This window comes from Leptospira interrogans (assembly GCF_900156205.1).
Taxonomy (GTDB): domain Bacteria; phylum Spirochaetota; class Leptospiria; order Leptospirales; family Leptospiraceae; genus Leptospira; species Leptospira interrogans.
On the sequence record NZ_FTNA01000013.1, the window covers coordinates 71,617 to 89,993 of the forward strand.

General features: G+C 36.9%; 14 protein-coding genes and 1 pseudogene. 11 read left to right on the forward strand and 4 right to left on the reverse strand.

From position 1 onward, the window contains the following. Positions 1-5: 5 nt before the first annotated feature. Positions 6-2,750: an isoleucine--tRNA ligase gene (ileS, locus tag BW942_RS11990; protein ID WP_000005312.1), complete on the forward strand. Its 2,745-nt coding sequence runs from the start codon at positions 6-8 to the stop codon at positions 2,748-2,750. Positions 2,751-3,126: 376 nt separating this feature from the next. On the opposite strand, the gene BW942_RS11995 is transcribed toward ileS, so the two are convergent. Both BW942_RS11995 and BW942_RS12000 read right to left on the reverse strand, forming a co-directional pair. Beyond that, positions 3,127-3,867 (reverse strand): LA_1326/LA_4305 family lipoprotein, encoded by a 741-nt coding sequence (locus tag BW942_RS11995; protein WP_000683163.1) that lies wholly within the window; start codon positions 3,865-3,867, stop codon positions 3,127-3,129. Continuing rightward, a complete protein-coding gene (locus BW942_RS12000; protein WP_000908508.1) occupies positions 3,864-4,232 on the reverse strand; it encodes an STAS domain-containing protein in 369 nt (122 codons plus the stop codon). The genes BW942_RS11995 and BW942_RS12000 overlap by 4 nt, the downstream gene beginning before the upstream one ends. 112 nt (positions 4,233-4,344) lie before the next feature. Between BW942_RS12000 and BW942_RS12005 the strand changes: the two genes are divergently transcribed. The 4 genes and pseudogenes from BW942_RS12005 to BW942_RS22125 form a co-directional block, all read left to right on the forward strand. After that, on the forward strand, positions 4,345-6,183 hold the full coding sequence (locus tag BW942_RS12005; protein WP_000807170.1) for a hypothetical protein: 1,839 nt from the start codon (positions 4,345-4,347) through the stop codon (positions 6,181-6,183). Between the two features lie 15 nt (positions 6,184-6,198). Then, positions 6,199-6,918 (forward strand): carbon-nitrogen hydrolase family protein, encoded by a 720-nt coding sequence (locus tag BW942_RS12010; RefSeq protein WP_000135393.1) that lies wholly within the window; start codon positions 6,199-6,201, stop codon positions 6,916-6,918. Between the two features lie 62 nt (positions 6,919-6,980). Next, on the forward strand, positions 6,981-7,385 hold the full coding sequence (locus BW942_RS12015; protein ID WP_001982520.1) for a hypothetical protein: 405 nt from the start codon (positions 6,981-6,983) through the stop codon (positions 7,383-7,385). 84 nt (positions 7,386-7,469) lie between these two features. Next, a pseudogene (locus tag BW942_RS22125) lies at positions 7,470-7,765 on the forward strand (PIN domain-containing protein); the annotation flags it as partial. Between the two features lie 314 nt (positions 7,766-8,079). On the opposite strand, the gene BW942_RS12025 reads toward BW942_RS22125, so the two are convergent. Next, a complete protein-coding gene (locus BW942_RS12025) occupies positions 8,080-9,042 on the reverse strand; it encodes an ankyrin repeat domain-containing protein (RefSeq protein ID WP_000623889.1) in 963 nt (320 codons plus the stop codon). Positions 9,043-9,195: 153 nt separating this feature from the next. On the opposite strand from BW942_RS12025, the gene BW942_RS12030 reads away from it, so the two are divergent. From BW942_RS12030 to BW942_RS12060, 6 genes are all read left to right on the forward strand, one after another. Continuing rightward, positions 9,196-10,680 carry an amidase gene (locus tag BW942_RS12030; RefSeq protein ID WP_001136112.1) on the forward strand — a complete coding sequence of 495 codons (1,485 nt, stop codon included), beginning with the start codon at positions 9,196-9,198 and terminating at the stop codon, positions 10,678-10,680. A 783-nt stretch (positions 10,681-11,463) separates the two neighbouring features. Next, a complete protein-coding gene (locus BW942_RS12040; protein ID WP_000613386.1) occupies positions 11,464-12,633 on the forward strand; it encodes a Gfo/Idh/MocA family protein in 1,170 nt (389 codons plus the stop codon). 11 nt (positions 12,634-12,644) lie between these two features. Beyond that, positions 12,645-14,357 carry an ABC1 kinase family protein gene (locus tag BW942_RS12045; RefSeq protein ID WP_000961616.1) on the forward strand — a complete coding sequence of 571 codons (1,713 nt, stop codon included), beginning with the start codon at positions 12,645-12,647 and terminating at the stop codon, positions 14,355-14,357. Further along, positions 14,354-14,902 (forward strand): lipoprotein signal peptidase, encoded by a 549-nt coding sequence (locus BW942_RS12050; protein WP_000873141.1) that lies wholly within the window; start codon positions 14,354-14,356, stop codon positions 14,900-14,902. The genes BW942_RS12045 and BW942_RS12050 overlap by 4 nt, the downstream gene beginning before the upstream one ends. Before the next feature lie 4 nt (positions 14,903-14,906). Further along, positions 14,907-15,434: a cyclic nucleotide-binding domain-containing protein gene (locus BW942_RS12055; protein WP_000645315.1), complete on the forward strand. Its 528-nt coding sequence runs from the start codon at positions 14,907-14,909 to the stop codon at positions 15,432-15,434. Further along, the gene (locus BW942_RS12060; RefSeq protein WP_001206646.1) at positions 15,427-16,494 is read left to right on the forward strand and encodes an AI-2E family transporter; all 1,068 of its coding nucleotides are present in this window, start codon (positions 15,427-15,429) and stop codon (positions 16,492-16,494) included. The genes BW942_RS12055 and BW942_RS12060 overlap by 8 nt, the downstream gene beginning before the upstream one ends. Positions 16,495-17,222: 728 nt before the next feature. On the opposite strand, the gene BW942_RS12065 is transcribed toward BW942_RS12060, so the two are convergent. Next, positions 17,223-18,152, reverse strand: a complete 930-nt coding sequence (locus BW942_RS12065) for a DMT family transporter (protein ID WP_000347004.1) — start codon at positions 18,150-18,152, stop codon at positions 17,223-17,225. Between the last annotated feature and the right edge of the window lie 225 nt (positions 18,153-18,377).

Genomic DNA, 18,377 nt, shown 5'->3' on the forward strand with positions numbered 1-18,377 from the left:
CAACTATGAGCGAAACCCAAAAAGAAAATCCTTATTCTTCCACGGTTCTTCTTCCGAAAACCGATTTCCCGATGAAAGCAGATCTGGCCAAAAGAGAACCGGCTCAGATACAATCTTGGAAGTCCGGGCAAATTTTCCGTAAAATGAAAGAGCAAAGAAAGGGAAAAAAAGAATTTGTTCTTCACGACGGTCCTCCGTATGCGAACGGAAATTTTCACCTTGGACACTCACTCAATAAGATCGTGAAAGATATTATCATTAAATCCAAGTCTTTAGCCGGTTTTTATGCAGACATGATTCCTGGTTGGGACTGTCACGGTCTTCCAATTGAAGTTCAGGTTTTAAAAAATTTAGGTAAGAAAGCGCGTGAAACCGGACCAGAAGAACTGAGACGTCTTTGTAGAAATTATGCAGAAGAATTTGTAGGAAAACAAGGAGAGGATCTAAGTCGTTTTTTATGTTTTTGGGAAGAAGATAGAATTTATAAAACGATGTCTCCCGGCTTTGAGGCGAAAATCGTGGAAGTATTTGGTGAACTTTTTCAAAAAGGTTACGTTTATCGAGGTAAAAAGCCTGTCTATTGGTCGATCGATTTAGCTACCGCTCACGCGGAGGCGGAAATAGAATACTATCCTCACGTTTCTCCTTCTATCTACGTAAAGTTTCCGATTGTAGGAGAACAAAAAAAATTTTGTCTAATCTGGACTACAACTCCTTGGACACTTCCTGCAAATCTTGGAATTTGTTTTAACAGAAAAATTGAATATTCTTTTTTTAAAACAGAGTCAGGAGAGGAACTCATTCTTGCGGATGGTCTTGCGGAAAGTGTAACCTCTACGACTGGAGTTTCGCTTAACAAGGTAAAGTCGATTTCTTCTGATGAACTTTCCGTTCTTAAATTTCAACATCCTTTTATGGATCGTATCTCTATCTCTTTGTTTGGGGATCATGTAACTCTAGATGCTGGAACGGGTTGTGTCCATACTGCTCCCGGACATGGTCAAGATGACTACAAAGTAGGTTTGGCCGCTGGGTTGGAGCCGTTTTCTCCTGTGGACGATTACGGGAAATATACGGACGAATTTCCTTTGATGCAGGGAAAGAAAGTTTTCGATGCAAATCCGGAAATCATTCAGCTTTTAAAAGACAAAGGTTTACTTCTGCATCACAGTGAGTTTGAACATTCTTATCCTCATAGTTGGAGAAGTAAAAAACCTTTAATTTTCCGCGCGACCCCTCAATGGTTTTTTAAAATGGATTTTAACGAGCTGCGCGAAAAATCACTTTCCGCGATAGACGGAGTTCAATGGATCCCTTCTTGGGGAATTACTCGGATTCGTTCTATGGTAGAAACAAGACCGGATTGGTGTTTGTCGCGTCAGAGAAATTGGGGAGTTCCGATTCCGGCGTTCACTTGTGAATCCTGTGGACAGACTCATATTGATGACGTTTCGATCCAATTCTTTACAAAGATGGTAAGAGAAAAAGGAATCGAAATCTGGTATTCCGAAAAGGCAGCGGACCTTCTTCCCCCAGGAACCAAGTGTGGAAAATGTGGAAGCGACTCTTTCAAAAAAGGAAATGATATTTTAGATGTTTGGTTCGATTCGGGTGTTTCCAGCTTTGCAGTGTTAGGTGAACGTAAAGACGAACCTCCCGCCGATCTGTATTTCGAAGGTTCGGATCAACACAGAGGTTGGTTCCAGTCTTCTCTTTGGCCTTCTATGGCTCTTAGAGGAATTCCTCCATATAAGACAGTTTTGACTCACGGTTACGTCTTGGACGAAAAAGGTCATCCTATGTCTAAGTCTCTCGGAAACGGAATTGATCCTACTGCGGATGTAATTCAAATTTATGGAGCGGATATTCTTCGTTTATGGGTCAGTTCCTTAGATTTCAGAGATGATATTAAAGTGGGTAAAGAATCCTTAAAGATCGTTTCCGAGCAGTATCGTAAGATCCGAAATACATTTCGTTATCTTTTGGGAAATTTGGACGGTCATACTTCGGAACAAAATCTTCCTTTTGAAGAATTAGAAGAATTAGATTTATTTTATCTTTCTAAACTTTCTCAATTTGCGGAAGACGTGATTGCGAATTACGAAGCCTATCAATTCCATCAGATTTACCAGAAGTTGATTTTATTTTGTACAGTAACATTATCCCAGGATTATTTTGATATGATTCGAGATAGAATGTACTGCGATGCTAGAAATTCCAAAACTAGAAAGTCATCTGCAACAGCACTTCAGTATATTCTGGAAACCTTATGTATTCTTACAGCGCCGATTCTCAGTTTTACCGCCGAAGAAGTATGGGTTTCCAATGGAAAAAAAGATTCTGTATTTTTACAGAATTTTCCAGATTTAAAATTTTGGAAAAATCAAAACTTAGAAGAAAAGTTTGAATCTGTGCTACAAGTGAGAGAAGTTGTTCAGAAAGCTCTAGAAATTGCAAGACAAGAAAACAAGCTAGGTAAGTCTCTCGAAGCTGGTTTGGAAATTGTTTCTAAAAACGGAACTAACTTAACCAAAATTTTGCCAAAAGAAACATTAGAAATTCTTTTTGTAGTTTCCCAAGTTCACGAGAAGAATCCTGGTTTGGACGTTTTATCCTTTTATGAAAACGAAAAATTTTCCGTAAAAGTTTTAAAACCGGTTCAAGTAGAATGTCCCCGTTGTTGGAGACATACGGAAGATATTTCTAAGGAAGGAGATCTTTGTGGTCGTTGTAAGTCTGTTGTAGGTTAGCTTGAATATTGAATTTCAGCGCATTTAGAAGATTGAGGATAACAGTGTGGCAAAACCCTTTCTTTGAAGAATAAAAGTGGTTGAAGTTACGCGTTTAAATACATTAAGATTATATTATATTTCGTAAGATATGAATTAATTTGTAATTCTGTCTTTTGAACACGTCTTAAATTCTAATTGTGGGAACTCACACAAAATTCGGCTTATCTGTAAAATGATGTGGGAACTCTCACAAATCATGATTTTACGAACCAATTCTAAAATCATACTTTTAAAAAATTTTTTCTTAGACCGAACTCACGTTGAATGAGCTAGATTTAGATTCTAAAAAAAGTTTTACAAAGAGTTTAAAAAATCCGATGTCGTTTAACAAAAATCAACCACCTGGACGGTCGTTTTCGTCCGTAAGTCTACGGATTTCGTTTCTTTTTCTAGGTTTAAACTTATATTGATCCAATTGTTCCGAATTAAAAATTACCCATTTCCGATTTGGAATATTTCGAACCGTTTGGAATTGTACAGTTCCGTTGTCTGCTATCTCAGTTCCATCGGATATGTGAGAGAGACTGATTGCTTTTATATCGGTCCAGAGTGCAAAATCCAATCCAACTGATTTATCTACGATTTCTCTTTTGATTTTACCAAAGACTAAGTTGATCTTGTCTTTTTCTCCCCAAATGAGAGCGGTGGTTCTTTCTTCTAAGGATATGACAGATTGAATGTCATCGTATTTTGAAATTAATACGAGTATTTTATTTTCCGGTAGAGATTTTAAAACATAAGGTAGATCTCTTGAGATGTTTTCTAATTCTCCGTCTGAAAACGTGTAATCCGTAAAAAAACCAAGTGAGGATTTTTTAATATACTTTAAGTTTCCTAAAAGATCTTTCCATTGCTCGGGAGTGAGTTGCGTAGGATGGGTAAAAGGCCCAGGTGCGATTAGGGTTTCGAACAATTCCACTTTGGAAGGTGAAATGTGAAAGTAAGCTACCTCTTCGGAGTTATAAATTAGATTTCGATTGGTTGGCCAAAAGTAAAAATCCCTTTCTTGAACCCAAGAACACTGAACGAACCAAAAAATAAAAATTAAAAAGGAAAATTTAAATGTATGTTTCATTTGGAATTTTGATCTACAAACTCTTGAAAAATAGGATATTTACTTAGAAACTCTTCGCTAGTATAAAGGTTCACGATTTTATCTAAACCGGATAACCGAAACACCGAATTTAGGGACTTGTTCAGACCAAAAATGTTTACGATTCCGTTTTTTTCACGGACTTGATTTCTTACTTTAATAATGATACCAATCCCTGAGGAGTCTATGAATTTAACCTTTCCTAAAAAAAAGCTGATGATTTCGGGGTTTCCGGTTTTCATAGATTCTTCAAATTCAGAATGAAAATCCCTAGAGTTATCCATGAGAATATCTTCAAGAACCGTAAGAACGATATGATTCTCTCGTATCTCGCTTCGGATTAGCATCAGATCGAAAAAACACCTGGAAGAAAGGTCTGTCAAGAAGTAAAATGAAGTAGTAACTTTCTTGATTTATTTCTTAGAACTGTAAATTTGAACTAAGACGCAAGGATTGAATATGGCAGAGTTTGATAAAACAAAACGTTCTATCGGTGTTAATAATCTGGATGATAAAGCCAGAAAAGAAATGTTTAATAAATTCCAATCTGCCGGTGGAAAAGTAGTTAGCGAAAAGGATCCAAAAAAAGAAGAGTCTGCGTCCGGTAGACAACCTAACATTCGACAAGGTCAGAGGAGTCAAGCCGGTGGAAAAGGTACTGGATCTACTCGTTCTGGCGCCTCTTCTGCAAGAGGTGGATCGGTTTCCAAAGGTCCAAATCCCAAAGACAGAAAGGCGATCGAAGACGAAATGGGAAACTTTATCAATCGTCTTTCTGTTCGATTGAAATGTTGGATGGGCAGAGTTACAGGATTTTCTTCTTCCGATTTATTACCTTCCTTTTTATCCGAGTTTAATCTTTCCGGTAAAAAATCCCTTTTAGAATTGAACTTTGTAGGAAACGATATACTTGGAAATCCTGCTTATGCTGGTAAAATTGCTAAAGAACTAGACGCTCAAAATCCGATTTATATCGAACTTTTAGGAAGAATGCATAAGATTTACGACAATGAGGAAGTAAATCAAATAATAGAACCGCATAACGCGGCTCCGGACTTGCCCGTTGCAATTTCTAGAGTCAAAGATCCGTTGTATTCCATTTTTAGAAAATTATACTATGTTTATCCGTTTCAGGGGAGTTACGTTAAGGCCATTAATCTAGGATACTCTGCTCTGGAAAAATTAGAAGGAAAACCTACCACCATTTACAATACTAAGAAAAAACGTGCTCTTCAAGAGTTCGATTATCTATTTGGAACTCTATTCGAAAAATTTTATCTTGTGGTTCTTAGAAACGAAAATAAAAATATTCCTCTCTTAAGTAATTCGATGGAAGCAGTCCTGGGAATTCTTCCCGAAGAAAAACCGGGTCATAGACAACAAGGAGAAGAATTAGATGAAATTTCTGGCGGTGCGGTTCCCGAAGAAAATGCTCCCGTAGAAGAAAAAAAAGAGGAAAACAATCCGGAAGATTCTCTCAGTAAAGAACTCAAATACGGTTTGAAATTGATGAGAACGCTCCCTCTCGACCAACTTCGTAAAAAACATGATCCAAGAGGGGAATACGAAGTAATTCCTTCCGCAGATAAGGCGTTTTTAACCTGGCTCTTTTTTAAGGAATTCGACACCGAATATTCTTTTGTGATGACCACTAAAAAGATAGATATAAAACCTACGATCGTAAACGGAGCCAAGGTGGATTATAGAGAGAAAATGATCGATCACTACGAAACTACCAGAGCTTCTATCGAACAGTTTCGAATTTATGATCAATATTATAAAGAACTAAAGAATCATCTTAAAAATCCAGGGGCCAATTATATCGAGGCTTCTAAAAAAACTACCGCCTTAGAAACAAAAAGAAGTCAGCAATCTAGAAATGTTCGAGTTACCGTTAAGGAATTTGTAGAAAAGACTGCGGAAATTTTGGAAAAACTCATCGCGGATATGAAATCCAAAAAAGAAATCGTAACCAACATGGAAGATATTATAACCTTAGATATGATGGAATCTAAAAGAAGGTTGAATAAAAAACCGATCAAACAGTGTATTATGGAATCGTATTGTTTTGCAATTGCGTTTGCTGGCCGTCTTGAAAACGGAGACTTGTTTGGAGGTGTGACTGAACTTTCTCCGGAGGAAATGGAAAAGGAATTTGGAATCAAAACGGAGCAACCTTCTTCCGGAGAACCGGACTTAGGAGTTCCTGCAGCTGGGGATGGAGCCGAGTCGATGGGAATTCCAGAAAAAATGGATTCGGACTCTCTAGGTATTGACCCTTCTATTTTAGACGATTAAAAGGCGAATTTTATTTTGGCATCTGCAAAGGTTACACTTTTTCAAAAACACATCAACCGTCCTGTTTCGAACGAACAGAAATCCAAACTTTCCAAGGAAAAATCGGACTTTTTACTTTTACCGGAATTTTTTCCGTTTTACGATTTATATTCTTCTCCGGAAAATCTTTCTGATAAATCCAAGATTCTGTCCGACGAACTATTGCAAATTTCTGAATATTATAAAGGTATAATTATCGGCGGTTCGATGTTTAGGAAAGATTCTTCCGGAGTATTGAGGATCGGCGTTCCGATTGTTCAAGACTTAATGGTCGTAGACTGGTATGATAAACGGGAACTTTTTCCGGAAGAAAATTCTGCTTCTGCTGGAGATTCAGAAACGATTTTTATTATGGGAGGTTTTCGTTTTGGGATCGTGGCTGGAAAAGAAATTCAAAATCCACAACGTTTAAAAGAATTAAAGTCCCAAAACGTGAATCTTCTATTTCACGTCGATTTTACTTTAGAATCCGATTCCACTCACGCTCAGGACTTGGAACGTTATGCTAAACTTTCTTCCGAATACGATATTTTTATCGCTAGAATTGGCGGAGTGGGTTCGGCTCTCGGTCGTAATTGTGTTGGTAGAAGTCTTTTGTCTACTTCTTCCGGTATTAATTGGAAGGTGGCCGAATCCGAAAAAGACAAAGAAGTTATCAAAACTGTAATGATTAACGGTGTGAATGGTTTATTTTGACCTTGAATCGATTCTTACCATTTTTTACTTTTATAATTATATTTCAATTTTGTAATATAAGCATGTCTCAAAAAGATCAGGTTATAGTTGAAAATTCCGTGTCCTTTTTTGAGGACGAGCAGAATAAGAACTTGATCCGATTTAAAATAAAAGTCACGAATCAAAGTCGAAATCCAATTCCAGATTTAGGTGTTGAAAACAGATCCAAGTTCATAAAATTTTATTTTAATGGGAAGGAAAACTATCCTTTAAATCTTTATAACGGTTTAGAAAAAATAGACGGTCCAAAGACGATTCCTTCTGGTTCTTCGCAAGAATTTCAGTGGCATGAAAGTCTTGTTTATTACTTGGATCGTAACGTATTTCTACATGAGGACGAATTTACGGTTCAATGGGAATATAGAAAAATAAAATCGAAGATTCTGCAAGTGAATGTGAGGAATCGAACCGTTACAACTTTAGAGTAATATTGGATACAATTTGTATTTCAGTAATTCTCGAAAAAAATAGAATTTTAATCCGAAAAGATTTATCAAAATTCCAAATCCTTTTTAAAGTTGTTTCGTAAAGAAATTTAAATTCAAGAAATCAAACTATTGAGAACAGATTTCGAGTCTGACTTTACAAATGGAGTTTTAGAGCTCGAAAACGTTTCCGGATCAGAATCTTTTCAAATCGCAAAGGATCTTTCCAGAAAATTTACTTGCAAGTTAGGCATTTGTTTTTTAGATATTTTGCATGTAGTCTGGCGATTTTTTTTAAAGTCAAAGAATTTTATTCTTTAGACATAAAACAGATCGCGCTAGCAAAAGCAGTTGGGTTGAAGGTAATAAAACCTTTGGCATAGCATTTTTATCAAAAAATTTAAGTGGTAGTTCCCACATTTTAGAAGTTTCACTGTAAAATCACGATTTGTGGTAGTTCCCACGTTTTAGAAGTTTCACTGTAAAATCACGTTTTGTGGTAGTTCCCACGTTTTAGAAGTTTCACTGTAAAATCACGTTTTGTGGTAGTTCCCACATTTTAGAAGTTTCACTGTAAAATCACGTTTTGTGGTAGTTCCCACATTTATTTTTTTACGAAAAAATTGACCTATGGTAAAACGGATTTCTTACGTCCTGCACACGTTATGATTTTATTATGTAGATTGCTCTTAAAAAACTACTGAGAAATCTTTTCGTTTATCCCAATTTTTTTCAAAATCAAAGTTTCTAGATCAGTCAATTTTTGTTTTCTTACTTCTTCTAATGGAGTTCTTCCTTGTATGTCCGCAATGTTTGGATCGGCTCCGAGTTCGAGTAATTTTTCGGATAGGGAGATTCTCTTTTTTAGTATGGACTTCAATAGAGGAGTGATCCCTTCCGCATTTCTATGATTTAAATTTGTCCCACTTTTTACTAGAAGTTCCGGGATTCTTGGGTCTATATTGGATTCTTCTGAAAGAAAATGAAGAGCGTTGTCTACCCCCACTTGGATTTGTTTACCGTCTTGATTTTTTTCATGAAGACGACTTGTGTAATCCGGTTTTGCGTTATTTTTCAAAAGAAATTCTACGATTGCAAAATTAGCCGTGGAGGAACCTGCTCCGCATGCAAGAAAGAGCGGGAATTCTTCCGGGTTTCCTTTGTCAAAGTTTACGTCTGCGTGATTGTCTACTAAAAACTGTACCAATACTAGATTTCCACGACGTATAGCCACGTTTAAAATCGATACGGAAATGGTCTTGTTATCGCTGATTTTAGAAATGTATTCTAACTTGGCTCCGGATTCAATCAATCGTTTAGGAACAGCGAGATCATCTATATCTAAAACTTTTACGTCTAAAAGTCCAGATAAACTTTCCATCAATACTGAATTTCCATCCTTATCTTGAGCGTTTACGTTTGCACCGGCGCGGATGAGAACTTCGGCGACTTCTGGTCTATGATCTGCAAGCATCAAAGCGGTTTTTCCCCTGGAATCGGTTGCGTCTACAGATGCTCCCGCTTGGATTAAAAGTTGGGTTTTTTTAGGATCTCCCTCTTGAACGGATCTTAAAAATTCGTTGTCCAAAATCGGATCAGCCAATAGAAAAAACGGAACCATTAAAAAAAAATAGGGAATGTTATGAATTTTGGAAATCATCGTAAGATACTCGTGTAACAATTAAAATCGAATTTTTTGCGACGTGTATATCCACATTTTGGGAACTTCTTTTTTACAGGAATCTTAAAAACTTCCTTTTTATCTTGACCCTCTTTTCTTTTTGAGGTTCCTAAATTGTATTCGGAGTCTCCTATGCCTCAACCTATTCCGGAATATACATATTACGATGCTATAGGACTGGCCACTCTTGTCCGAAAAAAACTAATTCATCCTATTGAGCTCGTTGAATCTGCCATTCAAAGAATTGAAACCATAAATCCTGGGCTGAATGCAGTAATTACCCGTTTTTACGAAGAAGCAAGAAAAACTTCAAAGTCTAAACTTCCGAACGGTCCTTTTCGGGGAGTTCCGATTCTTGTAAAAGATATGGTTCATTCTATTGGAGGCGCTCCTCTGACTTGTGGTTCTAAAGCGTTTCGAAATTATATTTCGCCCCAAGATTCTGAATTTATAAAAAGGCTTCGTAAAACAGGAACCATTTTTTTAGGACAAACGAATGTTCCCGAATTTGCTCTTATGGGAATCACAGAACCGAAGTTATACGGTCCGACCCGAAATCCTTGGAACCTAGAAAGAACTCCGGGTGGTTCTTCTGGTGGTTCTGCGGCTGCGGTCGCTTCTGGGATGGTTCCGGTTGCAACCGCTTCTGACGGTGGGGGATCGATCCGAATTCCTGCGGGTTACTGTGGTTTGTTCGGTTTGAAACCTACTCGAGGGAGAACTCCAGTTGGTCCTAATTTTGGTAGATTTTGGCAAGGTGCTTCTGTGGATCATATTCTTTCTAGATCTGTCAGAGACAGCGCGGCTTTTTTGGACGCGTTATGCGGAATTGAAAAGTCGGGAGCTTTTTCTTTTGAGGAACCGAAGACGAACTATCTTTCCGAGATTAAAAAATCTACTGGCAAACTCAAAATCGCTTTTTCCACCCAATCTCCGATTGGGACTAAGGTTCATCCGGATTGTGTGGAATCTGTGATCCAAACCGCAAAACTACTACATTCTCTTGGTCATAAGGTAGAAGAAAAGGACGCACCTATCGACGGTAAGGCGATCGGGAGATCTTTTATCACGATGTATTTCGGTGAGGTTGCCGCTCAGTTAAAAAGCTTAGAAACGATACTCGGGCGAAAAGTCAGAATGAATGACGTTGAACCTGTCACTTGGATTTTAGGCCTTTTAGGTAGAACTATTTCTGGGGGTGAGTTTGTTCTTAATTTACAAGAATGGGATAAGGCCGCCTTGGCAATGGAAACTTTTCACGAAACCTACGATGTTTATTTGACTCCTACGACTGCCATGCCTCCTTCTAAAATAGGTGAATTAGAACCTAAGTTAGGCGAAAAGATAGCGATGCAAATAGTAGGTCATCTTGGTTTAGGAAAAATTCTATTCGCTTCCGGGCTTGTGGACGAACTCGTGGAAAAAAGCCTTTCTAGAACTCCGTTTACTCAACTCGCTAATCTTACTGGTCAACCTTCTGTTTCCATTCCTCTAAGCCAGACGAGTGATCGGCTTCCCTTGGGGCTTTTATTTACTGCGGCTAGAAGAAGAGAAGATATTTTATTTCGCCTCAGTTCTCAATTGGAAAAAGCGGTTCCTTGGTCGAATCATAAATGAATGAGAAGAAAATGATTACGGGTCTCCGTTTTTAGAAAGAGAGTATTTCCTGTTTATTGGAAATATCATTTGGGATGATTACAAAAATAGAATGAATCTTAAATGGAATATTTTAATGTGAGTTCGGTGTAATCATGTAGTTCCTACATTTTTAAAGTTTAGCTGCAAAATCACGATTTGTGGTAGTTCCCACATTTTTAAAGTTTAACTGTAAAATCACGATTTGTGGTAGTTCCCACAAATTTAGTGGTATCTAAATTCTATATTCGTTTTTTAAAAGATTACATTTGGAAATAAAACATACAGGATAAGGACTCAATCTTTTAAAAATTTGGATTCTGATTCGGGTGGAAAAAGATTTGTAGATGAATGAAGATAGTAGAGTCGTCCATTCTCACAAAAAAATATTTCAATACATTGTAATTCTGGAAATACAAGCCAGAGTTGGGGACCATAGATTGATTTTTTTGAGTTTCCTATAAATATAAGAGTCGATTGAATCCTTCCTCTAAAATTACGTCACAGGAGATAAGATCGTTTCTCCGACCGGATGTTTTTCTAAATACTTTTGGATTATGAGAAAACGTTTCGCTACAAGTCTTTGATGGGGCGAGTGAGGTTGGAGTTACACGTTCTTTTTCATTGATGATTCAGTCAGATCAAAATCATTCTGTATTCCGGTCTTCAAAGTCATGGCCCAAAGAATCCCTTTAAAATCTCATTTGGTCAAGTCAAAATAACTCTTGATTCCGGATAGAATCCACGAAATGGTTTGTTCAACTTATGATTCCAGTTTTACTCATAGGTCTTGGAAGAATTGCGTCTCTTTTAGAAAAGGATTCTCTCAGAAATCATCCTTGTACACACGCGGGTGCAATTTTTTCCACCTGGGGAAGGAAAAAATTCTTTCTGATAGGAGCGATCGATCCTTCAGAAGAGAGAAGAAATAATTTTTGCAAAGATTGGAATATTCCAAAAGAAGTATGTTTTTCCGATTTTAAAAGTTGGGCTGAGAGTTTTCGTTTTAATCTAAATAGAAAAGATTTCGCTTTTATATTCCAGAGGAGAGATACAAATTTAGAACCGAACCAAAAGAACATAAAATTTGTTGGTCAAATAGATTGGGAGATTCCAATTGCTGACTTTAGAAATACAAACCTTGTTATAATCGCTACACCTTCTGAAACACACTACGAACTTGCAAAGCAAACGATCGATTTTGGGTTTAGACGTTTGTTGGTAGAAAAACCAGTTTGTCATTCACTTCCTCTTGCGCGCAAGCTAGCAAAACTTTGTAAAAAAACAAAAACTAGTTTATGGGTAAATCATGAAAGAAGGTATCATCCGCTTTATATCCAGATTCGTAAATGGATTCAAGAAAAAACGTTTGGTCCGGTAAGAACTATACGCGCCTCTGTCCTTACTTCTGCAAGAGATCCAGGCCGTGCGATTTTAGATAAAACTGGTCCTCTTTTTCATGATGGAACTCATGCGGTGGATCTTTTGATTTGGTATCTAGGAATGCCGGACCGAGTCGTTTCTGTTTTAAGATCTTATCGTCATTCTACCGTAGAAGAACAGGCTTTGGCGTTTATGACTTATCCCCAGGGAGAAACCGTATTTTTAGAAGCGGGAGGAATGAGAAATTATTTTCAATTTGAGCTGGATATTCAAACAGAGAACGCCCGTTTTTTAGTTGGGAATGACGAGGTTCGTTTTTGGAAATCCAAACCTTCCCGAAAATACAAAGGATTTAAAAGTTTGACTCCGATTTCAATTTCCGAAAAATCTTCCGCAGGCTCAAATCCGTTTCTTAATTTGTACAATTCTATTTTCCTGCATTTGTCTGGAAAACCTTCCTCGATTACAGGGGATATAGAAGAGAATCTTCAAATTCTCACCCTGTTGGATACGATCCGGAGAAAAGCCGAAAAAAGAATCCTAGAGGTTTAGAAGTTTTATCCATGCTCGTAACCGGAACAAGCGGACCTCAGGAAACCCTGTCCTACAAGTTACACAGTAGTTCTTGGAGATTTTGGAACGCTAATTCTTTTGTTTGGAAAAAAATTTGGAGTATATTCTGGTTTTTTAAATTAGGAAAAATTTTTTTTCCTTCTTATAGAGATACGGATGCTCACGAAAAATTCTTTCGTACGTTAGGTGAAGATTGTCGTAATTTCTTTTTATCTATGGGTGGAGTTTATATCAAACTCGGTCAATACTTAGGGAATCTTTCTCATATTTTTCCAGACTCGTTTACGGAATCTTTGCAAGATCTTCAAGACAGAGTTCCTCCTCATCCGTTTTCGGAAATAGAAGAAAGGTTTCGATCTGAGTTTGGAAAAGAAATTATAAAAGTTTTTCCGGATATTTCCAACGTTCCAGAAGCAAGCGCTTCCACGGCTCAGGTTCACGTGGCTTCGATCGGAGGCCAAAAAGTTGCGGTTAAAGTTTTGTATCCTGGAATTGAAACGTTAATCGCAAACGATCTCAAAAACATTCGTTCTTTTTTAAAAAGAATCAATCGTTATCTATTTCGTTTTGAATATAAAAAAATTCACGATGAGATTACTCGGTTGGTTACGAGGGAAACTGATCTGAAACTGGAAGCGGATTCTTACGATAGGATGAGACAATTTTTTGTAGAAGAACCCGATTATATCTTTCCAAAAGTCATTCGTCAATTTTCTGGAAAAAGTGTTTTAGTAACTGAATTTATAGAAGGTGTCAAGATCACAAGAGCGACTCCGGTCTTAAAAGGTCAGGCAAAGTCTAGACCGGTGGAACTTTTAGTACGCGCTTATGTTTTGATGATCTTTCAATATCGTTTTTATCACGCAGACCCTCATCCAGGAAATCTAATTTACACACCGGAAGAAAAACTTTGTTTTTTAGATTTCGGAGCAGTGGGGGAGATCAATTCTGGAGGAGCATACGCACTTAAAAAAATATTTCTATGTGCGATTGCCAAAGATTACTTTGGGGTAGTAGACGGTTTGGAAGAAATGGGGGCTTTGTCTGCTTCTGCAGATAGAGATAAATTAGAAGAAGTGGTTCGTTATTCTTTGGAGAAATTGGGAAGGTTTGTAGCGGATACGGACTACTTCCGAAATCTTTCTCTGGGTCAAATTCATACTCGAGAAGATCAACTTTTTTTAAAAGAGATCAATTCCAGTTTGAAAGAAATTTTTAGAATGATTCAGATTCCTGAAAATTTCATTTTCTTAGAACGTGTCCTGGGTTTATTGGTAGGGATTACTTCGATTTTGGATCCTTATAGAACCGTTTTAGACTACGGAGAAAAACCGTTCCGGACCGTCGCCTCCGGAAAAGAAGGCGGACTGGAGTTTCTTTTGTTAAACGAAGATAAAAATCTTTTAGGTAATACACTTTCCATTCCGGGAGAATTTTATAAAGTACTCCAGAACATCAATCGAGGAAAACAGGGAATTCAACTTCGGGAAGTCGAAAGACACACTCGGAAGATGTATATTCTGGGACATCAGATTTTATATTCTGGATTCTTGATTGCAGGAATTCATTTTGGAAATGATTATCTCGAAAAAGGAATGGAGATTCAAAGTTGGGGATTTTTTACGTCTTCTGTGATTTTCGGATTTATACTTATCTATTCATTTTGGAAAAATAAACTTAAAAAGAAAGGAACCTCTTTGTGAAATATTTTGAAAAAAGATTTTTAGACGTCTATCGCCCTATTTATTTGGGAGTTATTTTTTTAGGAATCGTATTGGATCTTGTGACTAAGTTTTTAGTCATTCTTTACTTTCAACCCCATCGTTATTTAGAAGTATTCGGAAGTTTTTTTAGAATGACTCTTACGTTTAACACCGGTTTTGTGTTTGGTGCGTTTCAGGACAACGCGATTCCTTCTTTGATCGCTACTGGAGTTGCGATTGTGTTTCTAATTGGTTATAGATGGAAGAATCACGATTTAGGAAATCCCTGGGGCTGGAACTTAGTGATGGCGGGAGCTTTTGGAAATTTCTTAGATAAATTTTTTGTAAAAATTCCGGGAACAGGATTTCGTTTTGGTTTTCAACCTAATATGGGAGAATATATCGGAGTCGTAGACTTTTTGGATTTTGATTGGCCTGACTTCCTTTTGTTTTCTAGATGGCCTGCGTTTAACGTAGCCGATTCTTGTGTCACGATTGGTCTTACGATTTTGATCTTTACGATGAAACTAGAAGAGGAGAAATAATTTTTTGAAGGCTCTTGATCTTCCTATCTGGAAAAAATTATTCATTCGTAAAGAAGCGAGTAATCAAGAGATCATTCGATTTCTCAGGGAAACTTCTGTTTTTGGAAGGATGAAAAAAAGAACCTTAATCGAAATCGCTAGGATGATTCACGTTCGAGAATATCAGGAAGGAGAAACCGTATTTAGACAGGGGGAAGTAGGAGCCGGTTTTTATTTAGTTTATGAAGGTTCGGTAGTGATTCGTTCCGTTCGGGATGGAATTGAATTGGATCTTGCTCATTTAGATAGGCACGCGTTTTTTGGAGAACTTTCTCTTTTTACGGAAGAAAGAAGAACTGCGAGTGCTTTTGCTCTTGAAAAGACGACTCTACTTGGTTTTTTTCAACCGGATCTTAAAGAAATTATAGAAACAAAACCTAGGATCGGAATCGAAATTCTAATGAGTTTATCGACTGTGATCGTGGAAAGATTGCATAGAACCAACGGACTTTTGGAAAAAGCGTACTTCCGGGGAAAACAGAAAAATGCGTGAGGGAGAAAGAAGAGAACTTTCCGAATATTTTATTCGGACTAGTTTTTTTCTGATCGTTATTTTTACGATCGTTGTTTCTCTGTGGGGGCTCCATTTACTTGCGGTTCCGATCGTAATGGCCTTTTTGATTTTTTATGCGTTTAACGGAACGATCAATAACTTAGAAAGTTTAGGAGTTCCTAGGATTCTTTCCATCGCGATTTTAATGTTTGTAATCAGCGTTCCGATTTATTTTTTCATCAACTCGATTGCTCCCCCTATCGTTTCTACTTTAAATCCTCTTTTGAAAAATTGGAAACAGGATTTGGATGACGCTAAGTTTAAGTATTTAACCGTAACCGTCAATTTGCAGTTTAACGAGTTCCCATCGAGTTGGAACGAAACCATTCGCCCGGATGAACTTATTAAAAAAATTGCGGAACTAATGCATGAACAAGTGAAGGCATTTGTATCTTATATTCCGACTTTGATCGGTTATTTGATCATCACTCCTTTGTTTGCTTTTTTATTTTTACTCAACGGAAACGGAATGTATAAAAGTTTAATTTCTTTGATTCCCAATCGTTATTTCGAAATGGCTTTGATGGTTACGTATAAAATCAACGAACAACTTACAAATTATCTCAAAAGTTTAATGATTCAAGGTGCGATCATTTGTGTGGTTTCCGGAATTGGATTTTATTTTATAGGACTTCCTTATTTTTATATCTTTGGTTTGTTTTTAGGAGTTGCTAATTCGGTTCCCTATCTTGGTCCGATTATGGGTGCGATTCCTCCTCTGTTTTTTGCTCTTGTAATCGGTGGGGACGGGACTACGGAACTTTTGACTTCGATTTTGATTGTGGTAGCGGTCGCTCAGATGATAGATAATTTTCTGATTCAGCCGATCGTAATTTCTGGTTCTGTTTCTTTACATCCGATTGTGGTAGTTGGTGCGGTTACAGTAGGTGGTGCGGCTTTAGGGCTTGTGGGCATGTTGATTGCCGTTCCGATCGCGGCTATTTTAAAAGTAACAATTCAAACCTTATACAGTTCTATGAAAGATCACAATTTACTTTGAGCTTATTCCAAAATTTACAAATATATAAACTATATTTCTTTAGAAGTTTTTAATGTTCTCGCAAAAAACATCACATTCTACTTTTCTATATTAGAGTTGTTGAAAAATTCCATAGCAACAATTAACAAAACGCCTCAATCGACCGTTTCCATAAAATAGAAATCAATGGAGAATTAATTTTTCAACAATTCTATTCCAAATTTCGTATGAGTTCTACATTTTGAAAATCTCAGTAACATCAATGCCGATCTTTAGAGGGTCATTCGCTGAGTGGGTCGTTCGAAAAACTCAAGCAAACATCTTCCTAAACTCAATACATCGCTTCTATGGTTGTTCTACAGGTCGGTGTTTAGAATTTTGGACCAGCTCTTAATGAAAAACGGAAGAAAATTAATTTTTCAACAACTCTAATAAGTTATAACTAAAGACAAGATATTGTATTCTGTTTCTTTCATACAATTTATTAACTGGGGCAGAACGTGCGGTCCGGCGACGCCGGATTTACCCTGATTTTCTTACGTTGGATTTACGTTATTGATGTGTAAATTATTGAATTGATACTTTATTATCTAATTCTTAAGTAAAACCGTGATTCGTAGTAGTTCCCACAATTTAAGAATCGATCTGTAAAGTTCAGATTTCAACTTTTTTCAGAAAAAATGAATTATGGAACTCTTACACTTAACTCACGTTAAACGGTGGGCCTGATTTTTGGATGATCAACAAATTTAGTCGTTTTTCAAGTCCGTTTTTTTTCTACCGATCCAAAGAACTCCAGTTAAAACTAAAATTGTACCTGCGATTCCGGAAGAAGTGATTGGTTCTTCTAAAAAAATCCACGCGAGTAAAATTGTAGAGATTGGTCCTGTTGAACCGATAATTGCCGCTCGTCCTGAGCCTATCATTCTAATTCCTTCCGTAGTCAGATAAGCAGGAATTACCGTAGTTAAAATTCCTAAAGCTAATCCGTATAAGTAGACGTTAGGTGGTTGAATTAGATTTTTTGGATTTCGAACAATGAAAAAATGGATCACTACAATCAAACCGGAAATAAGCATGAGATAAGAGGTAAATCGAACCGAACCTAGTTTTGGAATCAAAGATTCACTTCCTACTAAATATAAGGAATAAGAGATTGCAGATGCAAGTACAAACAAAACTCCCTTGGTAGCGTTTGGTCCTTCGGTTTGAATGTCTCCTATAAATGCGACTAAGATTCCGGAATACGTGAGAAAGATCGCAAACACTTCCGCTTTTTTGATTTTTCTTTTGAATAAAAACGAACCGATGATTAAAACGATCGTGGGATATACAAATAACGTAAGTCTTTCTAAACCCGCGGAGATATATTCCAAACCTATAAAGTCAAATAGACTCGCTAGATAAAATCCTAAAAAACCTAAAATGAAAATCAGTCCCCAATCTTTTTTTGTAAGATTTACAGAGGTTTTTGTATTTTTAGAACGAAAGGCGATCCAGGCAAAAAAAGGGATCGCAAATAACATTCTTAATGTGAGTGCAGTAATAGAATCAATATCGTATCGATAGACTAATTTGACAAAGATCGCTTTTGCGGAAAAAAAAATTGCTCCTATCAATACGATACAAGTTCCTAAAAATGGTTTCCATTTGGATTCAGAGACTTCCATAAAATCCATCTCTGGTTCTCGGGGAGTTTTTAGAAAGATTTTTATTGATTTGTCTATCGAATCAATAAATGGGTTTCCGATTTTTTCTTTTTTATTCTTTTATTTTTGTATTCGTAAAGAACAATCACAGTCACTTATTCGGAAGTTATATAATAAAATACCCAATATTTTGCACTGAAACGGTGTTTTGCGATAAGATGAACTATATTCGATTTATAGTGATTAATGAAAATA

What these genes read in the sequence shown, in the direction of transcription:
- BW942_RS12005 (WP_000807170.1), top strand. Translation starts at nt 4,345, where the DNA reads ATGGCAGAGTTTGATAAAACAAAACGTTCTATCGGTGTTAATAATCTG.
- BW942_RS12060 (WP_001206646.1), top strand. Translation starts at nt 15,427, where the DNA reads ATGCGTGAGGGAGAAAGAAGAGAACTTTCCGAATATTTTATTCGGACT.
- BW942_RS12015 (WP_001982520.1), top strand. Translation starts at nt 6,981, where the DNA reads ATGTCTCAAAAAGATCAGGTTATAGTTGAAAATTCCGTGTCCTTTTTT.
- BW942_RS12065 (WP_000347004.1), bottom strand. Translation starts at nt 18,152, where the DNA reads ATGGATTTTATGGAAGTCTCTGAATCCAAATGGAAACCATTTTTAGGA.
- BW942_RS12025 (WP_000623889.1), bottom strand. Translation starts at nt 9,042, where the DNA reads ATGATTTCCAAAATTCATAACATTCCCTATTTTTTTTTAATGGTTCCG.
- BW942_RS12000 (WP_000908508.1), bottom strand. Translation starts at nt 4,232, where the DNA reads ATGCTAATCCGAAGCGAGATACGAGAGAATCATATCGTTCTTACGGTT.
- ileS (WP_000005312.1), top strand. Translation starts at nt 6, where the DNA reads ATGAGCGAAACCCAAAAAGAAAATCCTTATTCTTCCACGGTTCTTCTT.
- BW942_RS11995 (WP_000683163.1), bottom strand. Translation starts at nt 3,867, where the DNA reads ATGAAACATACATTTAAATTTTCCTTTTTAATTTTTATTTTTTGGTTC.
- BW942_RS12030 (WP_001136112.1), top strand. Translation starts at nt 9,196, where the DNA reads ATGCCTCAACCTATTCCGGAATATACATATTACGATGCTATAGGACTG.
- BW942_RS12045 (WP_000961616.1), top strand. Translation starts at nt 12,645, where the DNA reads ATGCTCGTAACCGGAACAAGCGGACCTCAGGAAACCCTGTCCTACAAG.
- BW942_RS12040 (WP_000613386.1), top strand. Translation starts at nt 11,464, where the DNA reads ATGATTCCAGTTTTACTCATAGGTCTTGGAAGAATTGCGTCTCTTTTA.